Consider the following 23923-nt stretch of genomic DNA (forward strand, 5'->3'; position numbering starts at 1 on the left):
AATTATGGGTCGCAGCTTAAAAAAAGGACCTTTTGTTGATGATCATTTACTAACAAAGATCGAAAAGTTAAACGAAAGTGAAAAGAAACAAGTTATCAAAACTTGGTCTCGTCGTTCTACGATCTTCCCACAATTCATCGGTCAAACAATTGCTGTTTATGATGGTCGTAAACATGTACCAGTTTATGTTACTGAAGACATGGTAGGTCATAAACTTGGAGAATTCGCTCCGAGTCGTACTTACAAAGGTCATGCAAGTGACGATAAGAAAACAAGACGTTAATGAGAGGAGGGCATTCAAATGCAAGCTAAAGCTGTTGCAAATACAGTTCGTATTGCTCCTCGTAAAGCTCGTTTAGTCGTAGATTTAATTCGAGGAAAGCAAATAGGTGAAGCAGTATCAATATTAAAGCTAACTCCAAAGGCTGCTTCTCCAATCGTAGAAAAAGTATTAAAATCTGCTATCGCTAACGCAGAGCATAATTACGAAATGGATATCAATAATTTAGTGGTTGAGCAAGCGTATGTTAACGAAGGACCAACACTTAAACGTTTCCGTCCTCGTGCGATGGGTCGTGCAAGCCAAATTAACAAACGTACTAGCCACATCACTATCGTTTTATCAGAAAAGAAGGAGGGGTAATCAGTGGGTCAAAAAGTAAATCCAGTCGGTTTACGTGTCGGAATCATTCGTGATTGGGAATCAAAATGGTTCGCAGGTAAAGACTATGCTGAACTTTTACACGAAGACCTTAAAGTTCGTGAGTATATCACTAAACGCTTAAACGATGCATCTGTTTCTAAAGTTGAAATCGAACGTGCAGCGAACCGTTTAAACGTTACTGTTCACACTGCTAAACCAGGAATGGTAATTGGTAAAGGTGGTACAGAAGTGGAAGCTTTACGCAAAGCTTTAAACTCACTTACTGGTAAACGTGTACACATCAATATTCTTGAAATTAAAAAAGCAGACATGGATGCAAAATTAGTTGCTGAGAACATTGCTCGTCAATTAGAAAACCGTGTATCTTTCCGTCGTGCTCAAAAACAAGCAATCCAACGTTCAATGCGTTCTGGAGCTAAAGGTATTAAAACAATGGTATCAGGCCGTCTTGGCGGAGCAGATATCGCTCGTTCTGAGTCTTACAGTGAAGGTACTGTGCCTCTACACACTTTACGTGCAGATATCGATTACGCTACTGCTGAAGCAGATACTACTTATGGTAAATTAGGCGTAAAAGTTTGGATCTATCGTGGAGAGATCCTTCCAACGAAGAAGAAAACTGAGGAAGGAGGCAAATAATATGTTACTACCTAAACGTGTAAAATATCGTCGTGTGCACCGTGGTAAAATGCGCGGTCAAGCAAAAGGCGGTACAGAAGTAACTTTTGGTGAATATGGTTTACAATCTACTGAAGCTTCATGGATTACAAACCGTCAAATCGAATCCGCTCGTATTGCGATGACTCGTTATATGAAACGTGGCGGTAAAGTTTGGATTAAAATATTCCCACATAAGCCATACACTGCAAAGCCTCTAGAAGTCCGCATGGGTTCCGGTAAGGGTGCTCCAGAAGGTTGGGTAGCAGTTGTTAAGCCAGGTAAAGTAATGTTCGAGGTTGCTGGTGTATCTGAAGAGATTGCACGTGAAGCACTTCGTCTTGCAGCGCACAAACTTCCAGTTAAATGTAAGTTTGTAAAACGTGAAGAAATTGGTGGTGAAACTAATGAAAGCTAATGAAATTCGTGACCTTACCACTGCAGAAATAGAGCAAAAAGTTAAATCTTTAAAAGAAGAGCTATTCAACCTTCGCTTTCAATTAGCGACTGGACAACTTGAAAATACAGCTCGCATTCGTGAAGTACGCAAAGCGATTGCTCGCATGAAAACTGTTATTCGTGAAAGAGAAATCGGCGTCAATAATCGATAACGTGAGAGGAGGTTCGTAAAATGAGCGAACGCAATCAACGCAAAGTCTATACTGGACGTGTTGTTTCAGACAAAATGGATAAGACAATTACTGTTGTTGTTGAAACATATAAAAAACATCCATTATACGGCAAACGCGTGAAATACTCTAAGAAGTATAAAGCTCACGATGAGCAAAATACAGCAAAAATTGGCGATATCGTCCGTGTTATGGAAACTCGTCCATTATCAGCTACAAAACGTTTCCGTCTTGTAGAAGTAGTAGAAAAAGCAGTTATTATTTAATTGTTCGGAATTAAGCTTCATCCCGAAGGGAGGTTACACACATGATTCAACAAGAATCACGTTTGAAAGTTGCTGACAACTCTGGTGCTCGTGAAGTACTAACTATTAAAGTTCTTGGTGGTTCAGGACGTAAAACTGCAAACATCGGTGATATTATCGTTGTTACTGTGAAACAAGCAACACCAGGTGGCGTTGTTAAAAAAGGTGACGTAGTGAAAGCAGTAGTCGTAAGAACAAAAAGTGGTGTTCGTCGTGCAGACGGTACTTACATTCGTTTCGATGAAAACGCATGTGTAATTATCCGTGATGATAAAAGTCCACGTGGAACACGTATCTTTGGACCAGTTGCTCGTGAACTTCGCGACAGCAACTTTATGAAAATTGTATCATTAGCTCCAGAAGTACTATAATATAAATTTAATTGCCTTTAAGGAGGTGCGAAAAGATGCATGTAAAAAAAGGTGACAAAGTAATGGTCATCTCTGGTAAGGATAAAGGCAAAACAGGTGTTGTTCTTGCAGCGTTTCCTAAGAAAAGCCGTGTGGTTGTTGAAGGGATTAACATTGTAAAGAAACACTCTAAGCCATCCCAGTTGAATCCACAAGGTGGAATCAATGACCAGGAAGCAGCTATTCATGTATCCAACGTTATGCCTATCGACCCTAAAACTGGTACGCCTACTCGTGTAGGTACGAAAACGGTTGATGGTAAAAAAGTACGCGTAGCGAAAAAATCCGGTGAAATTCTAGATAAATAGTTCAATGAAGAAGGGAGGTACAATGAATGAACCGCCTAAAAGAAAAATTTGTTAAAGAAACTACTCCTGCTCTAATGAGCAAGTTTAATTATAAATCTGTAATGCAAGTACCAAAACTTGAAAAAATCGTTATCAACATGGGTGTTGGTGATGCTGTTGCAAACGCTAAAGCATTAGACGTTGCAGTTGAAGAATTAACATTAATCACTGGTCAAAAACCAGTAATCACTCGTGCAAAAAAATCTATTGCAGGATTCCGTCTGCGTGAAGGAATGCCAATCGGTGCAAAAGTTACTCTTCGTGGAGAACGCATGTATGAATTTTTTGATAAATTAGTAGCTGTATCTCTTCCACGTGTACGTGACTTCCGTGGTATTTCTAAGAAATCATTTGACGGTCGCGGTAACTACACATTAGGTGTAAAAGAACAATTAATCTTCCCTGAAATTGATTACGATAAAGTAAACAAAGTTAGAGGAATGGATATTGTTATCGTTACTACTGCAAATACTGATGAAGAAGCTCGTGAACTTTTAACTCAATTTGGAATGCCGTTCCAAAAGTAATCTCTAATTAGAGGGAGGCGAAAATGTGGCTAAGAAGTCAATGATTGCGAAACAAAAACGCACGCCTAAATACAAAGTACAAGAATATACACGTTGCGAACGTTGTGGACGTCCACATTCTGTGTACCGTAAATTTAAGCTTTGCCGTATTTGTTTCCGTGAATTAGCATATAAGGGACAAATTCCTGGTGTGAAAAAAGCTAGCTGGTAAAACCCCATTTCGGGAAGGAGGTAAAAACAATGGTTATGACAGATCCAATTGCAGATTTGCTTACAAGAATCCGTAACGCGAATATGGTTCGTCACGAGAAGTTAGAAGTACCTGCTTCTAACATCAAAAAGGAAATCGCTGAAATTTTAAAGCGTGAAGGTTTCGTACGTGATGTTGAATTTATTGAAGATAACAAACAAGGATTTATCCGCATTTTCCTTAAGTACGGTTCTAGCAACGAGCGTGTTATTACTGGACTTAAACGTATTAGTAAACCTGGTCTTCGTGTATATGCAAAAGCTACAGATGTACCACGTGTATTAAACGGTCTTGGAATCGCACTAGTTTCTACTTCTCAAGGAGTACTTACTGATAAAGAAGCTCGCGCTAAACAAGTTGGCGGAGAAGTTTTAGCATACGTTTGGTAATAAGTTTTAATTGAATGGAGGTGCAACTAAATGTCTCGCGTAGGTAAAAAACCAATTGAAGTACCAGCAGGCGTTACAGTTACTATTGATAACAGTACTGTAACGGTTAAAGGTCCTAAAGGTGAATTAACTCGTGCTTTTAATACTGATATTACAATCAAATTAGAAGAGAACGTGATTAATATTTCTCGTCCATCTGATGCGAAAGAGCACCGTGCTTTACATGGCACAACTCGTGCTTTAATCGCAAATATGGTGGAGGGTGTTTCTAAAGGTTTCGAAAGAGGTCTTGAACTAATCGGGGTTGGTTATCGTGCTCAAAAACAAGGATCTAAACTTGTTTTGAACGTAGGTTACTCTCACCCAGTTGAAATCGAACCAGAAGCAGGTCTTGAAATTGAAGTTCCATCTGCAACTAAAGTAGTTGTTAAAGGTACAAATAAAGAACGTGTTGGAGCACTTGCTGCTAACATCCGTGATGTTCGTCCACCAGAACCTTATAAAGGGAAAGGTATCCGTTATGAAGGCGAATATGTACGTAGAAAAGAAGGTAAAACTGGTAAGTAATGCCGCATAGGTAAACGAAAGGAGTGACCTAAATGATTACGAAGGCTGATAAAAATCAAGTTCGTAAGAAAAGACACGCACGCGTGCGTTCTAAACTTAGCGGAACTGAAGCTCGTCCTCGTTTAAATGTGTTCCGTTCAAACAAACACATTTACGCTCAGCTTATTGATGATGTAAAAGGTGTTACTATCGTTAACGCTTCTACATTAGATAAAGAATTAAACTTAGATTCTGCAAGCAACGTAGATGCTGCTGTTAAGATCGGTGAACTAGTTGCTAAACGTGCAGTTGAAAAAGGAATTAAATCAGTTGTTTTCGATCGCGGAGGATATTTATACCATGGTCGCGTAAAAGCTTTAGCTGATGCTGCTCGTGAGAACGGCCTAGAATTTTAATAGACAAAGGAGGGACATAAAAAGATGCGTCGTATTGATCCAAACAAACTTGAACTAGAAGAACGCGTAGTTACAGTTAACCGTGTAGCGAAAGTTGTTAAAGGTGGACGTCGTTTTCGTTTCTCTGCTCTAGTAGTAGTTGGGGACAAAAATGGTAACGTTGGTTTCGGTACTGGTAAAGCACAAGAAGTACCTGATGCAATTCGTAAAGCGGTTGAAGATGCGAAGAAAAATCTTATTGAAGTGCCTATGGTTAGCACTACAATACCACACCAAGTAATCGGACATTTTGGTGCTGGTGAAATTTTATTAAAACCTGCTTCTGAAGGTACTGGAGTTATCGCTGGTGGTCCAGTGCGTGCGGTACTTGAGTTAGCTGGTGTAGCTGATATTCTATCTAAATCTTTAGGTTCTAACACACCAATTAACATGGTTCGTGCAACTTTAGACGGTTTAAAACAATTAAAACGTGCTGAAGACGTAGCTAAGTTACGTGGTAAATCAGTAGAAGAACTGTTAGGATAAGGAGGGAAATTAAATGGCAAACAAACTGGAAATTACCCTCACAAAAAGCGTAATTGGTCGTCCGCAAGACCAACGCGAAACAGTTAAAGCATTAGGATTACGTAAAGTAAACCAAACAGTTGAACAACAAGATAATGCTGCTATCCGCGGTATGATCAATAAAGTATCACATCTTGTTTCTGTGAAAGAAAACTAAAATTCATTCTTCTTCAATAAGGAGGTGCCAATATGAAACTTCATGAATTAAAACCTGCAGAAGGTGCAAGACAAGAACGCAAACGCAAAGGACGCGGTATCGGTTCAGGTAACGGTAAAACTGCTGGTAAAGGTCATAAAGGTCAAAACGCTCGTTCAGGCGGTGGTGTAAGACCTGGATTTGAAGGTGGTCAAACTCCTTTATTCCGTCGTTTACCTAAACGTGGTTTTACAAACATCAACCGCAAAGAATATGCAATTGTTAATCTTGATGTACTAAATCGTTTTGAAGATGGAGCAGAAGTTACTCCAGAACTTCTTATCGAAACAGGTATTGTAAGTAATGAAAAAGCAGGAATCAAAATTCTTGCTAAAGGCAAAGTTGAGAAAAAGCTTACAGTAAAAGCACATAAATTCTCCTCTGCTGCAAAAGAAGCTATTGAAGCTGCAGGCGGTCAAACTGAGGTGATTTAATGTTTCAGACAATCTCCAATTTTATGCGCGTGGGTGAAATAAGACGTAAAATCATATTCACCCTATTAATGTTGATTATTTTCCGTATCGGTACATTTATACCTGTACCGTACGTAAATGCTGATTTCTTACAAGCGCAAGATACATTCAGCGCCTTTGGTGTTTTGAATACTTTTGGCGGGGGAGCGTTAAAGAACTTTTCGATACTTGCAATGGGAATTATGCCATATATCACCGCTTCCATTATTGTGAGTTTATTACAGATGGATGTCGTTCCAAAGTTTACTGAATGGTCTAAACAAGGGGAAGTAGGACGACGTAAATTAACTCAATTTACACGTTACTTTACTATTGTGTTAGGGTTCATTCAAGCCTTTGGGATGTCGTATGGTTTTAATAACCTTGCAGGGGGCTCCTTGATTACCAATCCTGGATTTGGAACCTATTTTGTAATTGCTGTTGTATTAACGGCTGGTACTGCCTTTTTAATGTGGTTAGGTGAACTAATTACATCTAATGGGGTAGGAAACGGTATTTCGATTATCATCTTTGCCGGAATTGCTTCTGGAATACCATCGATTGCCAACCAGATTTATGCACAGAAGTTTGAAAATACGGGTGATCAACTTTTCATGAACATCGCAACAATACTATTAATTTTAGTTGCAATTGTTGCAATTGTTGTTGGAGTTATCTTCATACAACAGGCTCTTAGAAAAATACCTATTCAATATGCTAAAAGAATGGTTAATGGAAATAATACGAGCGGTGGTCAATCAACACATTTACCGTTGAAAGTGAACTCAGCTGGTGTTATTCCTGTTATTTTTGCTGTATCATTTTTGGTAACACCAAGAACGGTCGCAGGATTCTTTGAGCAAAACGATGTTACAAATTGGATCATAAGAGTATTTGATTATTCTCATCCAGTTGGAATGACATTATATACAGTTTTAATTCTTGCCTTTACCTACTTTTATGCATTTATTCAAGTAAATCCAGAACAACTGGCAGAAAACTTGAAGAAGCAAGGTGGATATATTCCAGGTATTAGACCAGGTAAAAACACGCAAGAGTATTTAACACGTGTTCTATACCGTTTAACATTAGTTGGTGCGCTATTTTTAGCTGCGATTGCGATTCTACCTGTAGTTTTCATCAAAATTGCTCATTTACCAGAATCGGCTCAAATTGGTGGAACAAGTATCCTAATCGTAGTTGGGGTTGCTTTAGAAACAATGAAGCAATTAGAGTCACAACTTGTTAAACGTCACTATAAAGGGTTTATTAAATAGCATAATTTAGGGGACATATGTCCCTTGAATTATATGTTAAAGACTTTAGGGGGAATACGCATGAATTTAGTCTTAATGGGACTCCCTGGCGCAGGTAAAGGTACACAAGCTGAGAAGATTGTCGAAAAGTATGGCATCCCTCATATCTCAACTGGTGATATGTTTCGTGCTGCAATGAAAGATGAAACAGAGCTTGGGCTAAAGGCAAAATCTTTTATGGATAAAGGCGAATTAGTACCAGATGAAGTTACAATTGGTATTGTTCGTGAAAGACTTAGCAAGGATGATTGCAAGAAGGGTTTTCTTCTTGATGGTTTTCCTCGTACTGTTCCGCAAGCAGATGCTTTAGAAGGTATTTTGGTTGATTTAGAAAAGAAACTTGATTACGTGATAAACGTTCAAGTTGATCAAGAAATATTAATGGAACGTTTAACAGGCCGCCGCATTTGTAAAAGTTGTGGAGCTACTTATCACTTAGTGTTTAATCCACCAGCTAAGTTGGATGTTTGTGACCGTTGTGGTGGCGAATTATATCAACGTGCTGATGATAATGAAGCAACTGTTAAAAATCGTTTAGAGGTTAATATTAAACAATCACAACCATTACTTGATTTTTATGAATCAAAAGGCTATCTACGCAATATTGATGGTCAACAAGATATACAAAAAGTATTCTTAGATCTTGATGAACTGCTAAGTAATTTAAAATAAGCACTTTTTCCATACTTTTGCTTAGACTAATCTGAATCTAGCATGGACTTAAATCAGAGTTAACAATAGAAGAATTGGGATGAAATGGCTAAGGAGTTTATTCCTAAACATGATGCATTTCCTTTTTTCAAAAGGTATAATAATTTTTATGGTTATATCTGTAACAAAAAAAGTATAATCATGTTTTAGACATGTTTATCTTCGTTAAAAGATTAATCAATTTAGATAATTGGTGCAGAGTATTTTGGATTTCATGGTAACTCCGCTTGATTTGCTTTTTTATCTAGTAGTGAAGAAGGTAACTATTATTCTTTCTATTATGGACATAAGGTATTGTACTAGGTGTGCGTTATCGAAAACTCTTTTCCATTTTAGATGCGGAATCTAAGTGACTTTTCAAGTAAAAGAGAGTATGTGTTTATAAAAATAGGGATAGACTCTAGAAGAATATTTTTTCTTAAACAGTTCATTTCTATCTGCACATCAAGATTCGATACGATCATACATTAGCTAATGTTAGAGTACTGTTTTTAAAGCATCTAACAAAAGCCTGTGGTTTGGTGGTTGCAAAGGTTAAAATTAGTTTGATGTTCGTAAACTTCTACAAATTTATTGTAATTATTGCGGACGAGATGCTTCATTGTATGTTATAATTATTTGGTTGCAGTCAACTGATAATGTAGTATATTATATGAACAGTTCAGACTAGTTTGATGTACACCGATCGTGTTACAAACGAAAAGTTACACTTTACTATAGTAAGTTAAAGGTGATTTCGTATTTTACAATGAAGGGAGACAAATTCGATGGCTAAAGACGATGTAATCGAAATTGAAGGCACAATAACTGAAACTTTGCCGAACGCCATGTTTAAAGTAGAATTAGAAAATGGTCATACTGTATTGGCTCACGTTTCTGGTAAAATCCGCATGCATTTTATTCGTATTTTACCTGGTGATAAAGTAACGGTTGAGTTATCTCCATATGACTTAACTCGCGGAAGAATCACTTACCGCTTTAAATAATCTGATTGCACTCCGTACTATCAAGGAGGTTAGGATAATGAAAGTTAGACCATCAGTAAAACCAATCTGCGAAAAATGTAAAGTTATCCGCAGACGTGGGAAAGTTATGGTTATCTGTGAAAACCCTAAACATAAACAAAAACAAGGTTAATAACAAGGAGGTGCGCATATAGATGGCACGTATTGCTGGTGTGGATATTCCACGTGAAAAGCGTGTAGTAATATCGTTAACATACATTTATGGTATTGGAAAAAATACTGCACAAAAAGTATTAGCAGAAGCAGGTGTTTCTGAAGATACTCGTGTACGTGATTTAACGGAAGATGAGTTAAACAAAATCCGTGATATCATTGATAAATTAAAAGTTGAAGGTGACCTTCGTCGAGAAATCTCTCTTAACATCAAACGTTTAATGGAGATTGGATGTTATCGTGGTCTTCGTCACCGCCGTGGTTTACCGGTTCGTGGACAAAATACGAAGAACAACGCTCGTACACGCAAAGGTCCTCGTAAGACTGTAGCTAACAAGAAAAAATAATCGGTAAAGGAGGTACTATAAATGGCACGTAAAACTAATACACGTAAACGTCGTGTTAAAAAGAATATAGAAGCAGGTATTGCTCACATTCGTTCAACATTCAATAATACAATCGTTACAATTACTGACGTTCATGGAAATGCGCTTTCTTGGTCAAGTGCAGGGGCTCTTGGATTTAGAGGTTCTCGTAAATCTACTCCATTTGCTGCTCAAATGGCTGCAGAAACAGCTGCAAAAACATCTATGGAACATGGTATGAAAACTCTAGAAGTAACAGTAAAAGGACCAGGTGCTGGTCGTGAAGCTGCTATCCGTGCACTTCAAGCTGCAGGTCTAGAAGTTACTGCAATCAGAGACGTAACTCCAGTTCCTCATAATGGCTGCCGACCACCTAAACGTCGCCGAGTTTAATTTTTCTGTATAAATTTTATATCCTTGTCTATAATGGGATATGAATAAAAATTTTAAAACCCGTACAGAAAATTTATTCCAGTTGTTGTGCACAAACGGGAACGTAAACATGGGGAATTTCGGTTACACCTATAACCGGGGTTTCGACGTTTTGAAGGAGGGTATATTTTGATGATCGAAATAGAAAAACCAAAAATCGAAACGGTTGAGATCAACGATGAGGCCAAATACGGAAAATTCGTCGTAGAGCCACTTGAGCGTGGATATGGTACTACTTTGGGTAACTCCTTACGTCGTATTCTATTATCCTCACTCCCTGGTGCCGCTATCACATCCATTCAAATTGATGGGGTACTTCATGAGTTCTCAACAATTGAAGGCGTCGTAGAAGATGTAACATCTATCATATTAAACATCAAAAAACTAGCACTGAAAATCTACTCTGATGATGAAAAAACATTAGAGATTGATATTCAAGGTGAAGGTGTCGTTACAGCAGCAGAGATTACACACGATAGTGATGTTGAGATTTTAAATCCAAATCTTCATATCGCAACATTAGGTTCAAATGGAAATCTTCGTATGCGTTTAACTGCTAAACGTGGACGCGGATATACTCCAGCTGAGCAAAATAAGCGTGAAGATCAACCTATTGGCGTAATTCCTATTGACTCTATCTATACACCTGTATCTAGAGTATCTTATCAAGTTGAGAATACTCGTGTTGGTCAATTGACTAATTATGATAAATTAACTTTTGACGTTTGGACTGACGGTAGTACAGGTCCTCAAGATGCTATTGCACTTGGTGCAAAGATTTTAACAGAGCATTTAAATATCTTCGTTGGTTTAACAGACGAAGCACAAAATGCAGAGATTATGGTAGAAAAAGAAGAAGATCAAAAAGAAAAAGTTCTTGAGATGACGATTGAAGAATTAGATCTATCTGTTCGCTCTTATAACTGTTTAAAACGTGCTGGTATTAATACGGTACAAGAACTTGCTAATAAGACAGAAGAAGATATGATGAAAGTTCGAAATCTTGGTAGAAAATCTCTTGAAGAAGTTAAGCATAAGTTAGAAGAACTTGGCTTAGGTTTAAGAAAAGATGACTGATTAGTTTATCTATCACTAGCTAAAAGCTAAGAAGGAATTTCAACAAAAGGAGGGAATCTCACATGGGTTACAGAAAGTTAGGACGCACTAGCGCACAGCGTAAAGCTATGTTACGTGACTTAACAACAGACTTAATCATCAATGAGCGAATTGAAACAACTGAAGCTCGTGCAAAGGAACTTCGTTCTGTTGTGGAAAAAATGATTACACTTGGTAAACGTGGAGATCTTCATGCACGTCGTCAAGCTGCAGCATATGTACGTCATGAAGTAGCTAACGCTGAAACAAACCAAGATGCAGTACAAAAACTATTTAGTGATGTTGCTGCACGTTATAGTGAACGCCAAGGCGGTTACACTCGTATCATGAAAATGGGACCTCGTCGTGGAGACGGTGCACCAATGGTAATTATCGAGTTAGTTTAATAAACCACTTACAAGACAACAAGGGTGCGGGACAGTTTATATGAATGAAACTTGTTCAAGTACCCTTTTGCTTTAAAAGGAATTTAAGTGTTTATTAATAGATACTAACAAGCCACTAAAAGAGTGTTACGATGAGCGTTAAGGTAATTGAATAGTATTTTGTTAATGACTCGTCTAGCTCATGCACCTCGTTTATAATGGTTATAAACAGAGGTGCGGGCTTTTTTCATGTTACAGATAAGACAGTAATGGGTGCTAAGAAAAGGTATACCATAAGATTTATATCGAAATAGCCATATAGAAAAGAAACCTGTTGAAGCAGGGAATGGAAAGATTATAAATTGATAATCTTATGTTAAACCAATTCAAAGCTCGCCCAATTGGCGAGTTTCTTTTTTTATGGATGAATGTCTAGCTTTGACGTACAGGATATACTATTGCCGATATCGCCACAGAATCGCAGGATGCAAGTCAATCGACGTTGCCATAGGACCTTGCGCTTTTCTAGTAAATGGGAGGGAATGTATGAACCAAAAAGTGTTGGTAGCTGTAGATAATGTATCTTTCCGTTATGAAGAACAATCAGATAAGGCTTTGGATGGTGTTTCCTTTCAAGTAAAAGAAGGAGAATGGATAGCAATTGTTGGTCATAATGGGTCAGGGAAGTCCACTCTTGCAAAGTTATTAAACGGTTTGTATTTTCCAAATGAAGGATCTATCAAACTGCATGATATGGTGATTACTGAAGATACAGTATGGGAAGCACGCAAAAAGATTGGTATGGTCTTTCAAAACCCTGATAATCAGTTTGTAGGTACAACTGTAAAGGATGATGTGGCTTTTGGTTTAGAAAACAATGCAGTCCCAAGAGAAGAAATGGTCCAAAGAGTGAAGCGTTCTTTAGAAAAAGTAAAGATGTTATCTTTTCTTGATCAAGAGCCACATCATCTATCTGGGGGACAGAAACAAAGGGTAGCCATTGCAGGGGTTATTGCTTTACAACCAGCTGTTATTGTTTTAGATGAAGCAACTTCCATGCTTGATCCTCAAGGGAGAGAAGAAGTCTTACAACTGATAAAAGAATTGCGAGAACAAAAAAAGATGACCATTATCTCTATTACCCATGACTTAGAAGAAGCAGCCAAAGCAGATCGAATCATTATCATGAATAAAGGGAAAGTGTACCGAGAAGGAACACCAGAACAAATTTTTCAATTAGATAAAGAATTGGTCTCTATTGGTTTAGATATTCCGTTCTCCGTTAAATTAAGCAGTGAGCTTTATCATAAAGGAATTTTGCTTGAAAAAATATTTTTGACAGAAGAAGAGTTGGTGACAGAATTATGGACATCTCACTTCAAAAAGTAGATTATCGATATCAAGAAAATACTCCATTTGAACGATTGGCGATTCAAGATGTGAATATAAACATACCTAAAGGTGTTTATATGGCCATTATTGGTCATACTGGTTCTGGAAAGTCAACTGTACTCCAACATTTAAACGCGTTATTAATCCCTTCAAGGGGAAAAGTAGTGATTGGTGACAGAGTGTTGGAAGCAGGAAAGAAGCATAAACAGCTCCGTAGTATTCGTAAAAAAGTTGGCATTGTGTTTCAATTTCCTGAACAGCAGTTATTTGAGGAAACGGTGGAAAAAGACATTTGCTTTGGACCGCTCAATTTTGGCATAAAGGAAAATGAGGCTAAGCTAAGAGCAAAAAAAGCGTTGGCAGAGGTCGGGCTCTCGGAAGATTTTCTGCAAAGATCCCCTTTTGATTTGTCTGGTGGCCAAATGAGAAGAGTCGCGATTGCAGGTGTATTAGCAATGGAACCAGATGTGCTTGTATTGGATGAACCAACAGCAGGGTTGGATCCACGGGGCAGAAAAGAAATCATGGATATGTTTTATACACTTCATCAAAAGCGAAATTTATCTACCATATTAGTGACGCATAGTATGGAAGATGCTGCATTATATGCGGATGAAATTGTGATTATGAATAAAGGCAAAGTATATCAAAACGGAACTCCTGAAGAGATTTTTTCTTTAACAGATGAGTTATTGGAAATAGGACTAGATGTTCCGGAAGTAGTAAGATTTCAGCGGAAAATAGAAGATAAGTTTGGGATGAAGATGAAGAAAGTACATTTAAATATGGAGAGTTTTATGACCGAGTTCATTTCTTATTTAAAAAGGGGAGAAAAAGGCTTATGATGGGAAAGATGTTAATTGGCCGTTTTGTTCCGATGGACTCTACTTTACATCGAATGGATCCCCGTTCCAAGCTATTGTTAATTTTTTTCTTTATTTGTGTTGTCTTTTTAGCAAATAATTATTGGACATATATCACGTTAATTGCTTATGTGCTATTGATGGTTCTTTTATCAAAAGTGCCGATAAAATTTATTTATAATGGCTTAAAACCAGTTTTATGGCTTATTATTTTCACCTTAGTACTCCATCTCTTTTTTACAAGAGAAGGGGATTTAGTATTTCAATATGGTTGGATAAAGATATATGAGGAAGGAATGAGAATGGGAGTTCTTATTTCAATACGATTCTTTTTGCTTATTATTATGACCTCTCTTCTCACTTTGACGACAACACCGATTGAGCTGACAGATGCGATAGAAACATTATTAGGACCGTTAAAGAAGTTTAAATTTCCTGTACATGAACTAGCCTTAATGATGTCTATTTCGCTGCGTTTTATTCCGACATTAATGGATGAGACAGAAAAAATAATGAAGGCGCAAATTGCCAGAGGAGTAGAGTTCTCAAGCGGTCCAATAAAAAATCGTATAAAAGCAATTGTTCCTTTATTAATTCCTTTATTCGTCAACTCCTTTAAGCGGGCAGAAGAGCTGGCGATCGCAATGGAAGCGAGAGGATATCAAGGCGGAGAAGGAAGAACAAAATATCGTCAGTTAATCTGGAAACCAGTAGATACGGTAATGCTTATAATATTACTGATGATGACATGTATCCTTCTATTACTAAGATCATAATGGAGAAAAAGATGCAAAGATATAAATGTACAATTAGCTACGATGGTTCCGCTTATTGCGGGTTTCAAATTCAGCCAAAGGATCGTACGGTGCAGGGTGAAATAGAGCGGGCCTTAAAAAAGCTGCATAAAGGTACAGAAGTGAAGATACAAGCTTCTGGACGAACAGATGCTGGTGTTCATGCAAAAGGACAAGTTATTCATTTTGATTCTGTATTAAACATTCCAATCGGAAAATGGGAATTGGCGCTGAATACTTTGCTGCCGCATGATATTGTTGTTTCCACTGTAGAAGCAGCCAGCAATGATTTTCATGCACGATATGATGTGAAAGGCAAAGAGTATCGCTATTTTATTCACTTGGCAGAGCGGCGAGATCCTTTTAAACGCCATTATGCTTATTACTATCCGTACTCCTTAAATGTCGAGGCTATCCGAGAAGCGATGGACCATTTTATTGGTGAATATGATTTTACAAGTTTTTGCTCAGCGAAAACAGATAAAGAAGATAAAGTAAGAGAAATCACGGCAGTGAAATTAATTCAGGAAGAAGATATGCTGATATTCAGCTTTGCAGGAAATGGATTTTTGTATAATATGGTTCGGATCATGATTGGCACCCTGTTAGATGTAGGGAGAGGAAAAAAAGATCCCCAATCTATTCCCGCTATTATTGAAAAAAAAGACAGAAAAGCAGCTGGAAAAACAGCATCAGCCAATGGACTGTATTTGTGGAAAGTGTTCTATTAAAGCTGTTTTCTCAAAGTTTGTTGTTTTTTACGAAAAAAAATGGGATAAGAAGTATTCAGGCTGCGCGTTTAAAAGCAACAATCTATACGAAAACAGCCTTTATTAAAGCTTGTTTTTCTACTAAGTTAAAAAAAAGTTCATAACAACTAAACCTGGTGTAACATTTCCTTGACATATACTATTCTAGGATATATCATAATATGGTATGTATTTTAATCCCACATTAAGCCCCGGAACTTAATTGTGTGAACATATAGACGTAACAGAACTTACAAAAATTCAACTAAAAAAATTTCAAATTCAGGAGGGAAACTCATGCGTACAACGTTTATGGCTAATTCAAACACTGTTGATCGTAAATGGTACGTTATTGATGCTGAAGGCAAAACTTTAGGTCGTCTTGCTAGTGAAGTAGCATCAATACTACGTGGTAAACATAAACCAACTTTCACACCACATGTGGATACTGGTGATCATGTTATTCTTTTAAATGCTTCAAAAATCGAATTGACTGGTAAAAAATTAACTGACAAAATTTACTACCGTCATACAATGCACCCAGGTGGATTAAAAACAAGAACAGCATTAGAAATGCGCACAAACTACGCTGAAAGAATGTTAGAACTTGCTATTAAAGGCATGCTTCCAAAAAATTCTCTTGGTCGTCAAATGTTTAAAAAATTACATGTATACGCTGGTAGCGAGCATCCGCACCAAGCACAACAACCAGAAGTTTACGAACTTCGTGGATAATTAATAAAGGGAGGTAAATCAAATGGCTCAGGTTCAATATATCGGTACTGGTCGTCGTAAAAGTTCCGTTGCACGTGTACGTTTAGTACCAGGCGAAGGTAAAATCATTATCAATGGTCGTGAAATCGAAACTTATATCCCGTTTGCAGCTTTACGTGAAGTTGTTAAACAACCATTAGTAGCTACTGAAACAACTGGAAGCTACGATATTCTAGTAAATGTTAACGGTGGAGGTTATACTGGTCAAGCTGGCGCTATCCGTCATGGTATCGCTCGTGCTTTACTTCAAGCAGATCCTGAATACCGTCCAACATTAAAACGTGCTGGATTATTAACTCGTGACGCTCGTATGAAAGAACGTAAAAAATACGGTCTTAAAGGCGCTCGTCGTGCACCTCAGTTCTCAAAACGTTAATTTTATACGTTTCAGAAGGCTCTTTTCACTTATGTGGAAGGGGTCTTTTTTTATGCAAAATTTTCATTATAGAAAGTATAAAATAAGCTGAATGTTCGGGATATTGTTGCTGATAATATAAAGTTATTTTATCATTTTAAGAACAGGACAAAGGTGTTTTTCTTTTTATATGTAAACTTTCAAGACTCTTGAACCATTTGGTTTGGGGTCTTTTTTTGAAATAAATCAAAAAATGGAAACTTAATAACTAACCCATCCGTAGTAGTAATCATAAAGTAAGGAGTGAGAATGTTTATGTATTCAACCATCCCAGTGCCAACTAAAAGAATAGCTGCTGATGCGATAAAAGTTTGGCGTGTAACAGAATTTATTACAACTATTGTGATTCTGCTTGTCCTAGGTGTTTTATATTATTTAGGTGTTTATTTTTCATGGGAAAATTGGATTGGCTGGATTATTATAGCCCTTATTATTTTAACGATTTTATCTTCTATTTGGGGTATCCTTGTAGAACCAGCCTTAAAACAAAAATATTGGCGGTATGATGTTAGCGAGGAGTTTATTCAGTTAAAGTCAGGTGTTTGGAATGAAAAACATCAATTGATTCCTATGACAAAGGTACAATCCGTTGAATTAAATCAAGGTCCGTTTTTGAGAAAGTATCAATTATATTCCATTAGTATTGGAACTATGGGATCTTCTCATGAAATACCTGCCGTTTCAAAAGAAGAAGCTTATCAATTGAGAGATCAAATAGCCTATTATGCGAAGATTAAGGAAGTGGAGTAATGGAAGGGAGAACAAAAAGATTACATCCACTGAAAATGCTGTTAGACGTTTTTCGTTTAATTAAAAATAATGTTGTCTTTGCTATCATCCTTTTTGTCCTTAACTTTGGGACAGAGAAACTATATATGAAAGTATTGCAAATAGTGTTTCTAATAGCTATCGTTTGGAGTCTTATTTCCATCGTCATAAAATGGACAAAATATCGATATACGATAATAGAAAGATCGATTCATCTTTCATCCGGTTTATTTACTAAATCCTACCGAACGATATCACTAAATAAAATTCAAAACATGCAAAGGCATACTTCCGTTTTGCATAAAATATTTGGAATAACATCCTTAACTTTTGAAACTGGCGAATCTGGTGATCAAAGTTCCATCTCCTTTTCTGCCATCTCTAAAAAGGAAGCCGAATGGTTGGAGCATAGTATAAACGAAAAACATACTTTATTAAAAGAGGAACAGACTGGAGATAATCATAACAATATAAGTAAGGTTAGTCACTTTAAAGCAACAAGAAAGGAAGTCATAAAGGCATCGTTTACGTCTTTGAGTTTTCTTGCCCTTATACCACTGCTGGTTTCTATCTATAAGAATGTGGATGATTTTTTTAACTTAGATGGTATGACAGCGGAAATATGGAAGACCACTTTACATCATTGGTGGTTATTTGGGCTTATTTTCATCGTATTGACGATAGCTGCTATAGCATTTGGCATTGTTTCAACTTTTTGGAAATATGGGAATTATGAAATCTTATCCGATCAGGGAGAAATTTATATAAAAAAAGGGGTAGTAGAAGAGATTTCTTTTTCCATTCAAAAAGAAAAAGTCCAAGCAATAGAAATAATCCAGTCACCTGTAAAAAGATTGTTTAAGCTAGCAGAAGTGAAACTAATAAGTACAGGAGATACGGGAGAAGAAGAGTTGAAAACCAATTCTTTATATCCCTTTTTACCGATAAATAAAGCTTATGAGATGATACATCAACTATTGCCAGAATACAAAGTAGAACAATCAATGGAAAAGCTCTCGAAAAAGGCTTTTCTTGCACGTATGTTAGAGCCGAGTTTTATTTGGATATTTGGGACTGCAGCTGTTTTTTACTTTAAGCCTTCATTATGGTATGTATCAATCCTTTTATTCTGCATCATCTACGCACTTCGGGTATTTGATTATCGTAATAGCAGATATCTTATCCATAATGAATTTGTGCAAATGAAATCGGGCAGCTTAAAGACATCTTTGTTTATCACAAAACGGAGTAAAGTGATGGAGATTGAAGTGAAACGGACGAAATGGCAGAAAAAATTTGGTCTTGCTACCATTAAAATGATAAATCGTTCCAAACCATTAGTACATACAAAAATGATGGATGTTCCATTAGAAAAAGCAGATGTATTTTACATTTGGTATACAAAGAGAATTTTGGAAATAGAAATGAAATAAGATCTTCCAAAATTAGCAACATCCTTATTAATTGGTTATCGAAAGTAATATCCAGATAGTATTGCTCCTTAAGTTTAGTTAAAAACTAATTTTAAGGGGTGAGAAATAAAGTGACAGTTATAACAACCTTTGATACGAAAAAAAGACAAAAACAAATGAAATACGAAAGATCTGTATTAAGGGAGATTTCGATAAAAGACTTAAAAGAAAGAGTAGCCCGTTATTTTGGGTCTTCTCATTTAACGTCAAGTATGATCATGGATACAGGAATTGAAGAGGCATGCTATGATGTAGCGATTGAAGCATTTCTGCTGGGTGCAAATTTTAGTAAATTCAGCGAATACGGAGAAACTTTGGAATCGATTAAAAATAGATGTTTTGATGAAGATAAGCACTTAAAGGATACGCTGTTTCATTTTCTTCTATATTGGGGAAGTGAAGAAAGCAGCAAAGATGAATCCTTGCTCTACTTATGTGAACAATTTGTTGATGAATGGTGGAACGAAGGATTTGAAAAAGCAAAAAAGAGACGAAAACTAAGACTTCATTAAAGGTAGTTCCACCCGAAGTTTGTCAAAATGGTTTTGTAGTTCTAAGTTCTAAACGATCCCCTTGTCCCATATAGTAAAAGTAAGGACGGGCAGGGGGGATTGACTAGAACAGTGAATAAAAAATTAAAGATAAGCATATTTACAATCGGATTAATACTCCTGTTTTTTATTTTACAATATGATTTTTCAAATAATGATTCATGGGATGCGTGGAACCTGCCGTTAACTGGAAAGGTTATTGTGATCGATCCAGGACATGGAGGCCCTGATGGCGGAGCAGGAGATAACGATGTGTTAGAGAAAGATATTGCTTTAAAAGTATCACTTAAAATTAGGGATTATTTGCAAGAGCAAGGAGCGCTCGTCATTATGACAAGAGAAGAAGATAAGGACTTGGCGGGTGAGAATATAAAAGGTTATCGCAATCGAAAAGTAGAAGATTTAAAAGAAAGATTAAAGATCATAAATGACTCAGATGCTGATTTCTTTTTAAGTGTGCACTTAAATGCTATTCCTTCCTCTAAGTGGAGTGGTGCACAAACGTTTTATGCTCCCCAAATAAAAGAAAACGAAGCAGCGGCAAAGTTTATCCAAGACGAATTGATCGAAAATTTGGAAAATACAACAAGAAGAGCAAAACCGCTTGGCAGCGTTTATATATTAAAACATGCAAACAAACCAGGTGCCTTAGTTGAAATTGGCTTTTTATCCAATCCTACAGAAAAATTAAATTTAATGAAAGACGATTATCAAAACAAGGTAGCTGCATCTGTATATAAAGGAATTAACCGTTATTTTACCGACGAAGAGCCAATAGAATATAAAGACTAAAGGGAGAGGAATGCTCTCTTTTTTTAGTTATATATTCACGGGAAATAATTCATATTTGTGAAAAGATAATCTCTAAATTCATATATGTTATACTATTATAAAGGCTGTTTTCTCAAAGTTTGTTGTTTTTTACGTAAAAAAAATGAGAGAAGAAGTACTTAGCAGACTGAATACACGTAGACTCCTGTGGGAACACGAGAAAGACGAGACCCCACAGGAGCGAATGCGACGAGGAGGCTCGACGCTCGCCCACGGAAAGCGAAGTGTATTCGGGCTGCGAGTTTAAAAGCAACAATCTATACGAAAACAGCCATTATAAAAAAGGGGGATTGTCATGCTAACAAAAGATGAAATAGAAAATCTATTAGAACGAATGATAGATCCTTTTTTACATAAAACATTATTGGAGTTAAATTCCATTAAAGATATAAAATGGAATGAAGAAAAAAGGCATGCAAGTATAAAAGTAGCTGTTGCCAAATTAGGTTCGCCTGCTCAGGTTGAATTACAAGAACATATTGTTTCTACCTTAAAAGAAAACGGGATAGAAAGTGTCGGGTTGAGATTTACAGAACTTTCAAAAAGTTTAGTGGAAGAAATACTTAGTACAGAGGAAAAAAAGACGAAAAAGACGCCTGTCTACCTTGCGATTGCAAGTGGAAAAGGCGGGGTCGGAAAATCGACTATATCTGTAAATATTGCGGTATCCCTTGCTAGGTTAGGGAAAAAAGTAGGTATTCTAGATGCCGATATTTACGGTTTTAGTATTCCTGATATGATGGGGATTTCCACACGTCCGGAAGTTCAAGAGGAAAAAATTATTCCTGTCGAACGATTTGGCGTAAAAGTAATGTCAATGGGCTTTTTTGTAGAAGATAATTCTCCGGTTATTTGGAGAGGGCCGATGCTTGGTAAAATGCTAGCTAATTTTTTAGGGGAAGTGAAGTGGGGAGAATTAGATTATCTCATTTTAGATTTGCCGCCGGGTACTGGGGATGTTGCATTAGATGTGCATTCGATGCTTCCTTCTAGTAAAGAAATTATTGTGACGACACCACATCCTACAGCTGCTTTTGTTGCAGCAAGGGCAGGAACAATGGCAATAAAAACAGACCATGCAATAATAGGAGTAATTGAAAATATGTCCTATTTTGAAAGTAAAACAACTGGCGAAAAGGAATATGTGTTTGGAAAAGGAGGAGGAAACAAGTTAGCAGAAGATTTAAATGTTCCTCTATTAGGACAATTACCTTTAGCGCAGCCAGATTTGAATGTAGATGATTTCGCTCCATCAGTATATAAGGAAGACCACTTATTAGGTCGGAAATATACAGAAATAGCTGAAAAAATAATTGCAGCATTAGAATAGGGGATTAAGGAGAACTAGTCTTGTTAGGCTAGTTCTCAGCCTGAAAAGCTTTTTTAAAATTTACTAGTTCCTGTTTTTTCATTTGAAGAGGCTTCTTTCGCTGCTTTATCCAATAAATCCTGAAATCTCTTTTTAAATTCCGGTGTATCCATTGTTTCTTTTAATACATTTTCAACATGCTTTCTATACTCGGTGCTTTTTAAAATTTTTTTCACTTCTGACTCTAGTTCTGGATCTTGCAGCAGCTCGATCATCATCTTTCTATATTCTGGATCTTTCATTAAGTTTTTTATTAACTTTTTATTCTCTTCTTCCATGCTTTTAGCCATCGTTTCGGCGAATTTAGGGTCTTTAAAATTTTCTTTCCAAAAATCTGCCGCTTTTTTAGACACTAATGTTTTTTCAATTGTTTGGTTAATGGACTCTTCGTTCATAATTAAATTTTGTTTAACTTCTTCATCCCCAATCACATCCCGAATCGCTTTTTTACCATCATCCGTTTTTAATATATCCACAATCATTTTCTTTGTTTGATCATAATCCATTTGTTGAGGAGAAGTTTCGCCATCCGTACATCCACTTAATATTCCTATAGATAAAAGCAAGACGATAACACTTTTTTTCAGCATCGTTTTCTGCCCCTTTCATAAAATAGCTCCTATTAAGTAGAATGTTGCTTTTTTTTAATATTATTCCTCCTTAAACGAAAACAACATGCAAAAAATTAGCATCGTTCTCTAATTTTTTGCATGTTGGTTAAAAAATTATTTTAATTAATCTCTTTTGATTTTGATTGAGCATTGGAAAGCATCTCAGAAACGGAAACAAATTTTAAATGTTTATCTTTTAACTTCTCAATTATTTGAGGGAGAGCTTTAGCTGTTTGTTTGGCAGAATCTGAAGCGTGTAGCAAAATAATATCTCCTTTTTTTGCTGGTGAAATTTTTTTCATAATGGTAGCTATACCTGGATTTGTCCAATCTTTTGAATCAATGCTCCAATGTACAAGTGTATAATTGTATTGATGTGTAACGTATAATGCTTCTTGATTAAAGTGTCCAGTTGGGGCTCTTACAAGGGAAATATCCTTTATGTTTAATTTATCAAATGCTGTTTTAGCTTTTGAAAGGTCTTGGGTGATTTTTTCTTTTTTTAGTTCGGAATAATCTACATAATTATAACCAAGAATGCCAATTTCATGACCTTCCTTTATCATTCTATTTACTGTATCTGGATGCTGTTCTGCCCATGAACCGGCAAGGAAAAAAGTAGCCGTGACCTTTTCTTTTTTTAAAATATCAAGAATAGGTTCTGCTTTTTTATCACCCCAGCTAATATTAAAGGTAAGTGCAATCCCTTTTTCCCCTTTATAAACAGCTTTTGGACCATTCGATGAAGAAAAAACAGGTATATGTACGATATTTTCCATATACAAAAACCAAGCAGTAAAAAAAGAAACAACAATGATTAATGTTAATTGTTTTAAAGACTTTCCGTTAAGCACATAAAATTTATTCATTTATTTCTCACCCCGCTCCATTTACTCCTCGTCCCATTTTATGAAGTTCAAGGAAAGAAAATGACAAAAAGATTTCATAATACTTGGGATTATGGCAATAATACAGAGACCTAATATTTAAATCTATACGAAAACAGCCTAAATTTAAATGAATAGAATCTTACATATTATTGGCATCTAGGAGGAACAGTCGTGTTAGGGTTAATATTAAATCAACAAGAAGTAAAAGAAATAGAGTATTTAATTAAAAGAGAGTTAGATGAAATATTATTTGATCTGAATGATGAAAGAATCGATAATAATGTAAAAAATGCAATGATGGAAAGGTATCAGGAGCTATTTTCTTTATTTAAAAGGGTGGCTTCTCCAAAAGAATGTTTGCAGTATCTTATAAGAAATAAAAAATATGTAGAAAAAAAGTGAAATAATATGTTGACTTATGTTTCTTTGCTTGGTATATTAATAAGCGTCACTTCGACGGGAAATAAAAAGTTAATAAAAAATAATAAAAAAATATTGACTTACTTAAAACGATGTGATAAATTAATAAAGTCGCTTCTGAAGCGAATGAAAAATTGCTCTTTGAAAACTGAACAAACAAAACGTCAACAATAAACGTTTATAACCCTT

The 23923-nt window shown here is 36.3% G+C and carries 38 protein-coding genes; 36 read left to right on the forward strand and 2 right to left on the reverse strand.

The genetic code is table 11. The annotated features are described in order from the left end of the window. Positions 1–4 precede the first annotated feature (4 nt). From rpsS to ACTXGU_RS19505, 35 genes are all read left to right on the forward strand, one after another. On the forward strand, positions 5–283 hold the full coding sequence (rpsS, locus tag ACTXGU_RS19335) for a 30S ribosomal protein S19 (protein ID WP_443483169.1): 279 nt from the start codon (positions 5–7) through the stop codon (positions 281–283). Positions 284–301: 18 nt separating this feature from the next. Then, complete coding sequence (gene rplV, locus ACTXGU_RS19340; protein ID WP_443483170.1) at positions 302–643, forward strand: 50S ribosomal protein L22; 342 nt, start codon at positions 302–304, stop codon at positions 641–643. A gap of 3 nt (positions 644–646) precedes the next feature. Further along, positions 647–1303, forward strand: a complete 657-nt coding sequence (rpsC, locus tag ACTXGU_RS19345) for a 30S ribosomal protein S3 (protein ID WP_443483171.1) — start codon at positions 647–649, stop codon at positions 1301–1303. A 1-nt stretch (position 1304) separates the two neighbouring features. Next, complete coding sequence (gene rplP, locus ACTXGU_RS19350) at positions 1305–1739, forward strand: 50S ribosomal protein L16 (RefSeq protein WP_443483172.1); 435 nt, start codon at positions 1305–1307, stop codon at positions 1737–1739. After that, positions 1729–1932 carry a 50S ribosomal protein L29 gene (rpmC, locus tag ACTXGU_RS19355; RefSeq protein ID WP_003351417.1) on the forward strand — a complete coding sequence of 68 codons (204 nt, stop codon included), beginning with the start codon at positions 1729–1731 and terminating at the stop codon, positions 1930–1932. The genes rplP and rpmC overlap by 11 nt, the downstream gene beginning before the upstream one ends. Positions 1933–1952: 20 nt before the next feature. After that, complete coding sequence (rpsQ, locus tag ACTXGU_RS19360) at positions 1953–2216, forward strand: 30S ribosomal protein S17 (protein ID WP_443483173.1); 264 nt, start codon at positions 1953–1955, stop codon at positions 2214–2216. A 41-nt stretch (positions 2217–2257) separates the two neighbouring features. Beyond that, on the forward strand, positions 2258–2626 hold the full coding sequence (gene rplN, locus ACTXGU_RS19365) for a 50S ribosomal protein L14 (RefSeq protein WP_443483174.1): 369 nt from the start codon (positions 2258–2260) through the stop codon (positions 2624–2626). A 35-nt stretch (positions 2627–2661) separates the two neighbouring features. Continuing rightward, a complete protein-coding gene (gene rplX / locus ACTXGU_RS19370; protein ID WP_443483175.1) occupies positions 2662–2973 on the forward strand; it encodes a 50S ribosomal protein L24 in 312 nt (103 codons plus the stop codon). Positions 2974–2999: 26 nt separating this feature from the next. After that, entirely contained in the window at positions 3000–3539 is a 540-nt protein-coding gene (rplE, locus tag ACTXGU_RS19375) for a 50S ribosomal protein L5 (protein WP_443483176.1), read from the forward strand. A 25-nt stretch (positions 3540–3564) separates the two neighbouring features. Next, positions 3565–3750: a 30S ribosomal protein S14 gene (gene rpsN, locus ACTXGU_RS19380; RefSeq protein ID WP_009499044.1), complete on the forward strand. Its 186-nt coding sequence runs from the start codon at positions 3565–3567 to the stop codon at positions 3748–3750. Positions 3751–3779: 29 nt separating this feature from the next. Then, positions 3780–4178 carry a 30S ribosomal protein S8 gene (rpsH, locus tag ACTXGU_RS19385; RefSeq protein WP_443483177.1) on the forward strand — a complete coding sequence of 133 codons (399 nt, stop codon included), beginning with the start codon at positions 3780–3782 and terminating at the stop codon, positions 4176–4178. A 30-nt stretch (positions 4179–4208) separates the two neighbouring features. Beyond that, the gene (rplF, locus tag ACTXGU_RS19390) at positions 4209–4745 is read left to right on the forward strand and encodes a 50S ribosomal protein L6 (protein ID WP_443483178.1); all 537 of its coding nucleotides are present in this window, start codon (positions 4209–4211) and stop codon (positions 4743–4745) included. Positions 4746–4777: 32 nt separating this feature from the next. Next, entirely contained in the window at positions 4778–5140 is a 363-nt protein-coding gene (rplR, locus tag ACTXGU_RS19395; protein WP_443483179.1) for a 50S ribosomal protein L18, read from the forward strand. A 24-nt stretch (positions 5141–5164) separates the two neighbouring features. Next, positions 5165–5665: a 30S ribosomal protein S5 gene (rpsE, locus tag ACTXGU_RS19400; protein ID WP_101176327.1), complete on the forward strand. Its 501-nt coding sequence runs from the start codon at positions 5165–5167 to the stop codon at positions 5663–5665. Positions 5666–5678: 13 nt separating this feature from the next. Beyond that, positions 5679–5861, forward strand: coding sequence for a 50S ribosomal protein L30 (gene rpmD, locus ACTXGU_RS19405; protein WP_101176328.1), 183 nt, complete (start codon positions 5679–5681; stop codon positions 5859–5861). A 32-nt stretch (positions 5862–5893) separates the two neighbouring features. Further along, entirely contained in the window at positions 5894–6334 is a 441-nt protein-coding gene (gene rplO, locus ACTXGU_RS19410; protein WP_443483180.1) for a 50S ribosomal protein L15, read from the forward strand. Next, entirely contained in the window at positions 6334–7629 is a 1296-nt protein-coding gene (gene secY / locus ACTXGU_RS19415) for a preprotein translocase subunit SecY (RefSeq protein WP_443483181.1), read from the forward strand. The genes rplO and secY overlap by 1 nt, the downstream gene beginning before the upstream one ends. A gap of 60 nt (positions 7630–7689) precedes the next feature. Continuing rightward, positions 7690–8340: an adenylate kinase gene (locus ACTXGU_RS19420; protein ID WP_443483182.1), complete on the forward strand. Its 651-nt coding sequence runs from the start codon at positions 7690–7692 to the stop codon at positions 8338–8340. A gap of 806 nt (positions 8341–9146) precedes the next feature. Beyond that, entirely contained in the window at positions 9147–9365 is a 219-nt protein-coding gene (gene infA / locus ACTXGU_RS19425) for a translation initiation factor IF-1 (RefSeq protein WP_016204578.1), read from the forward strand. A 37-nt stretch (positions 9366–9402) separates the two neighbouring features. After that, positions 9403–9516: a 50S ribosomal protein L36 gene (gene rpmJ, locus ACTXGU_RS19430; RefSeq protein ID WP_000868344.1), complete on the forward strand. Its 114-nt coding sequence runs from the start codon at positions 9403–9405 to the stop codon at positions 9514–9516. A 22-nt stretch (positions 9517–9538) separates the two neighbouring features. Next, positions 9539–9904, forward strand: a complete 366-nt coding sequence (rpsM, locus tag ACTXGU_RS19435; protein WP_026565543.1) for a 30S ribosomal protein S13 — start codon at positions 9539–9541, stop codon at positions 9902–9904. A gap of 21 nt (positions 9905–9925) precedes the next feature. Continuing rightward, positions 9926–10315, forward strand: a complete 390-nt coding sequence (rpsK, locus tag ACTXGU_RS19440; protein WP_101176333.1) for a 30S ribosomal protein S11 — start codon at positions 9926–9928, stop codon at positions 10313–10315. 171 nt (positions 10316–10486) lie between these two features. After that, positions 10487–11431: a DNA-directed RNA polymerase subunit alpha gene (locus ACTXGU_RS19445; RefSeq protein ID WP_443483198.1), complete on the forward strand. Its 945-nt coding sequence runs from the start codon at positions 10487–10489 to the stop codon at positions 11429–11431. Positions 11432–11493: 62 nt separating this feature from the next. Then, entirely contained in the window at positions 11494–11856 is a 363-nt protein-coding gene (rplQ, locus tag ACTXGU_RS19450) for a 50S ribosomal protein L17 (protein WP_443483183.1), read from the forward strand. Between the two features lie 525 nt (positions 11857–12381). Beyond that, positions 12382–13224 (forward strand): energy-coupling factor ABC transporter ATP-binding protein, encoded by an 843-nt coding sequence (locus ACTXGU_RS19455; protein ID WP_443483184.1) that lies wholly within the window; start codon positions 12382–12384, stop codon positions 13222–13224. Next, entirely contained in the window at positions 13200–14072 is an 873-nt protein-coding gene (locus ACTXGU_RS19460; protein WP_443483185.1) for an energy-coupling factor ABC transporter ATP-binding protein, read from the forward strand. The genes ACTXGU_RS19455 and ACTXGU_RS19460 overlap by 25 nt, the downstream gene beginning before the upstream one ends. Then, positions 14069–14866 carry an energy-coupling factor transporter transmembrane component T family protein gene (locus ACTXGU_RS19465; RefSeq protein WP_443483186.1) on the forward strand — a complete coding sequence of 266 codons (798 nt, stop codon included), beginning with the start codon at positions 14069–14071 and terminating at the stop codon, positions 14864–14866. The genes ACTXGU_RS19460 and ACTXGU_RS19465 overlap by 4 nt, the downstream gene beginning before the upstream one ends. An 11-nt stretch (positions 14867–14877) precedes the next feature. Next, positions 14878–15615, forward strand: a complete 738-nt coding sequence (gene truA, locus ACTXGU_RS19470; RefSeq protein ID WP_443483187.1) for a tRNA pseudouridine(38-40) synthase TruA — start codon at positions 14878–14880, stop codon at positions 15613–15615. 315 nt (positions 15616–15930) lie between these two features. Continuing rightward, entirely contained in the window at positions 15931–16368 is a 438-nt protein-coding gene (gene rplM / locus ACTXGU_RS19475) for a 50S ribosomal protein L13 (RefSeq protein WP_443483188.1), read from the forward strand. A 22-nt stretch (positions 16369–16390) separates the two neighbouring features. After that, positions 16391–16783, forward strand: a complete 393-nt coding sequence (gene rpsI / locus ACTXGU_RS19480) for a 30S ribosomal protein S9 (protein ID WP_443483189.1) — start codon at positions 16391–16393, stop codon at positions 16781–16783. 294 nt (positions 16784–17077) lie between these two features. Further along, positions 17078–17572 carry a PH domain-containing protein gene (locus ACTXGU_RS19485; RefSeq protein ID WP_443483190.1) on the forward strand — a complete coding sequence of 165 codons (495 nt, stop codon included), beginning with the start codon at positions 17078–17080 and terminating at the stop codon, positions 17570–17572. Next, positions 17572–19023, forward strand: a complete 1452-nt coding sequence (locus ACTXGU_RS19490) for a PH domain-containing protein (protein WP_443483191.1) — start codon at positions 17572–17574, stop codon at positions 19021–19023. Before ACTXGU_RS19485 ends, ACTXGU_RS19490 begins: the two co-directional genes overlap by 1 nt. Before the next feature lie 110 nt (positions 19024–19133). Then, positions 19134–19574, forward strand: coding sequence for a DUF2521 family protein (locus ACTXGU_RS19495; protein ID WP_443483192.1), 441 nt, complete (start codon positions 19134–19136; stop codon positions 19572–19574). A 111-nt stretch (positions 19575–19685) separates the two neighbouring features. After that, complete coding sequence (gene cwlD / locus ACTXGU_RS19500; RefSeq protein ID WP_443483193.1) at positions 19686–20405, forward strand: N-acetylmuramoyl-L-alanine amidase CwlD; 720 nt, start codon at positions 19686–19688, stop codon at positions 20403–20405. A 334-nt stretch (positions 20406–20739) separates the two neighbouring features. Further along, the gene (locus tag ACTXGU_RS19505) at positions 20740–21774 is read left to right on the forward strand and encodes an Mrp/NBP35 family ATP-binding protein (RefSeq protein ID WP_443483194.1); all 1035 of its coding nucleotides are present in this window, start codon (positions 20740–20742) and stop codon (positions 21772–21774) included. A gap of 53 nt (positions 21775–21827) precedes the next feature. Here the strand turns inward: ACTXGU_RS19505 and gerD are convergent, their stop codons facing one another. Both gerD and pdaB read right to left on the reverse strand, forming a co-directional pair. Beyond that, positions 21828–22403 (reverse strand): spore germination lipoprotein GerD, encoded by a 576-nt coding sequence (gerD, locus tag ACTXGU_RS19510; protein WP_443483195.1) that lies wholly within the window; start codon positions 22401–22403, stop codon positions 21828–21830. A 140-nt stretch (positions 22404–22543) separates the two neighbouring features. After that, complete coding sequence (pdaB, locus tag ACTXGU_RS19515; RefSeq protein ID WP_443483196.1) at positions 22544–23293, reverse strand: polysaccharide deacetylase family sporulation protein PdaB; 750 nt, start codon at positions 23291–23293, stop codon at positions 22544–22546. Positions 23294–23485: 192 nt separating this feature from the next. Between pdaB and ACTXGU_RS19520 the strand changes: the two genes are divergently transcribed. Then, positions 23486–23716 (forward strand): hypothetical protein, encoded by a 231-nt coding sequence (locus tag ACTXGU_RS19520; protein WP_443483197.1) that lies wholly within the window; start codon positions 23486–23488, stop codon positions 23714–23716. Positions 23717–23923 lie beyond the last annotated feature (207 nt).

This window comes from Niallia sp. 01092 (assembly GCF_052318935.1).
In the GTDB taxonomy this organism is placed as follows: Bacteria; Bacillota; Bacilli; order Bacillales; family Cytobacillaceae; genus Niallia.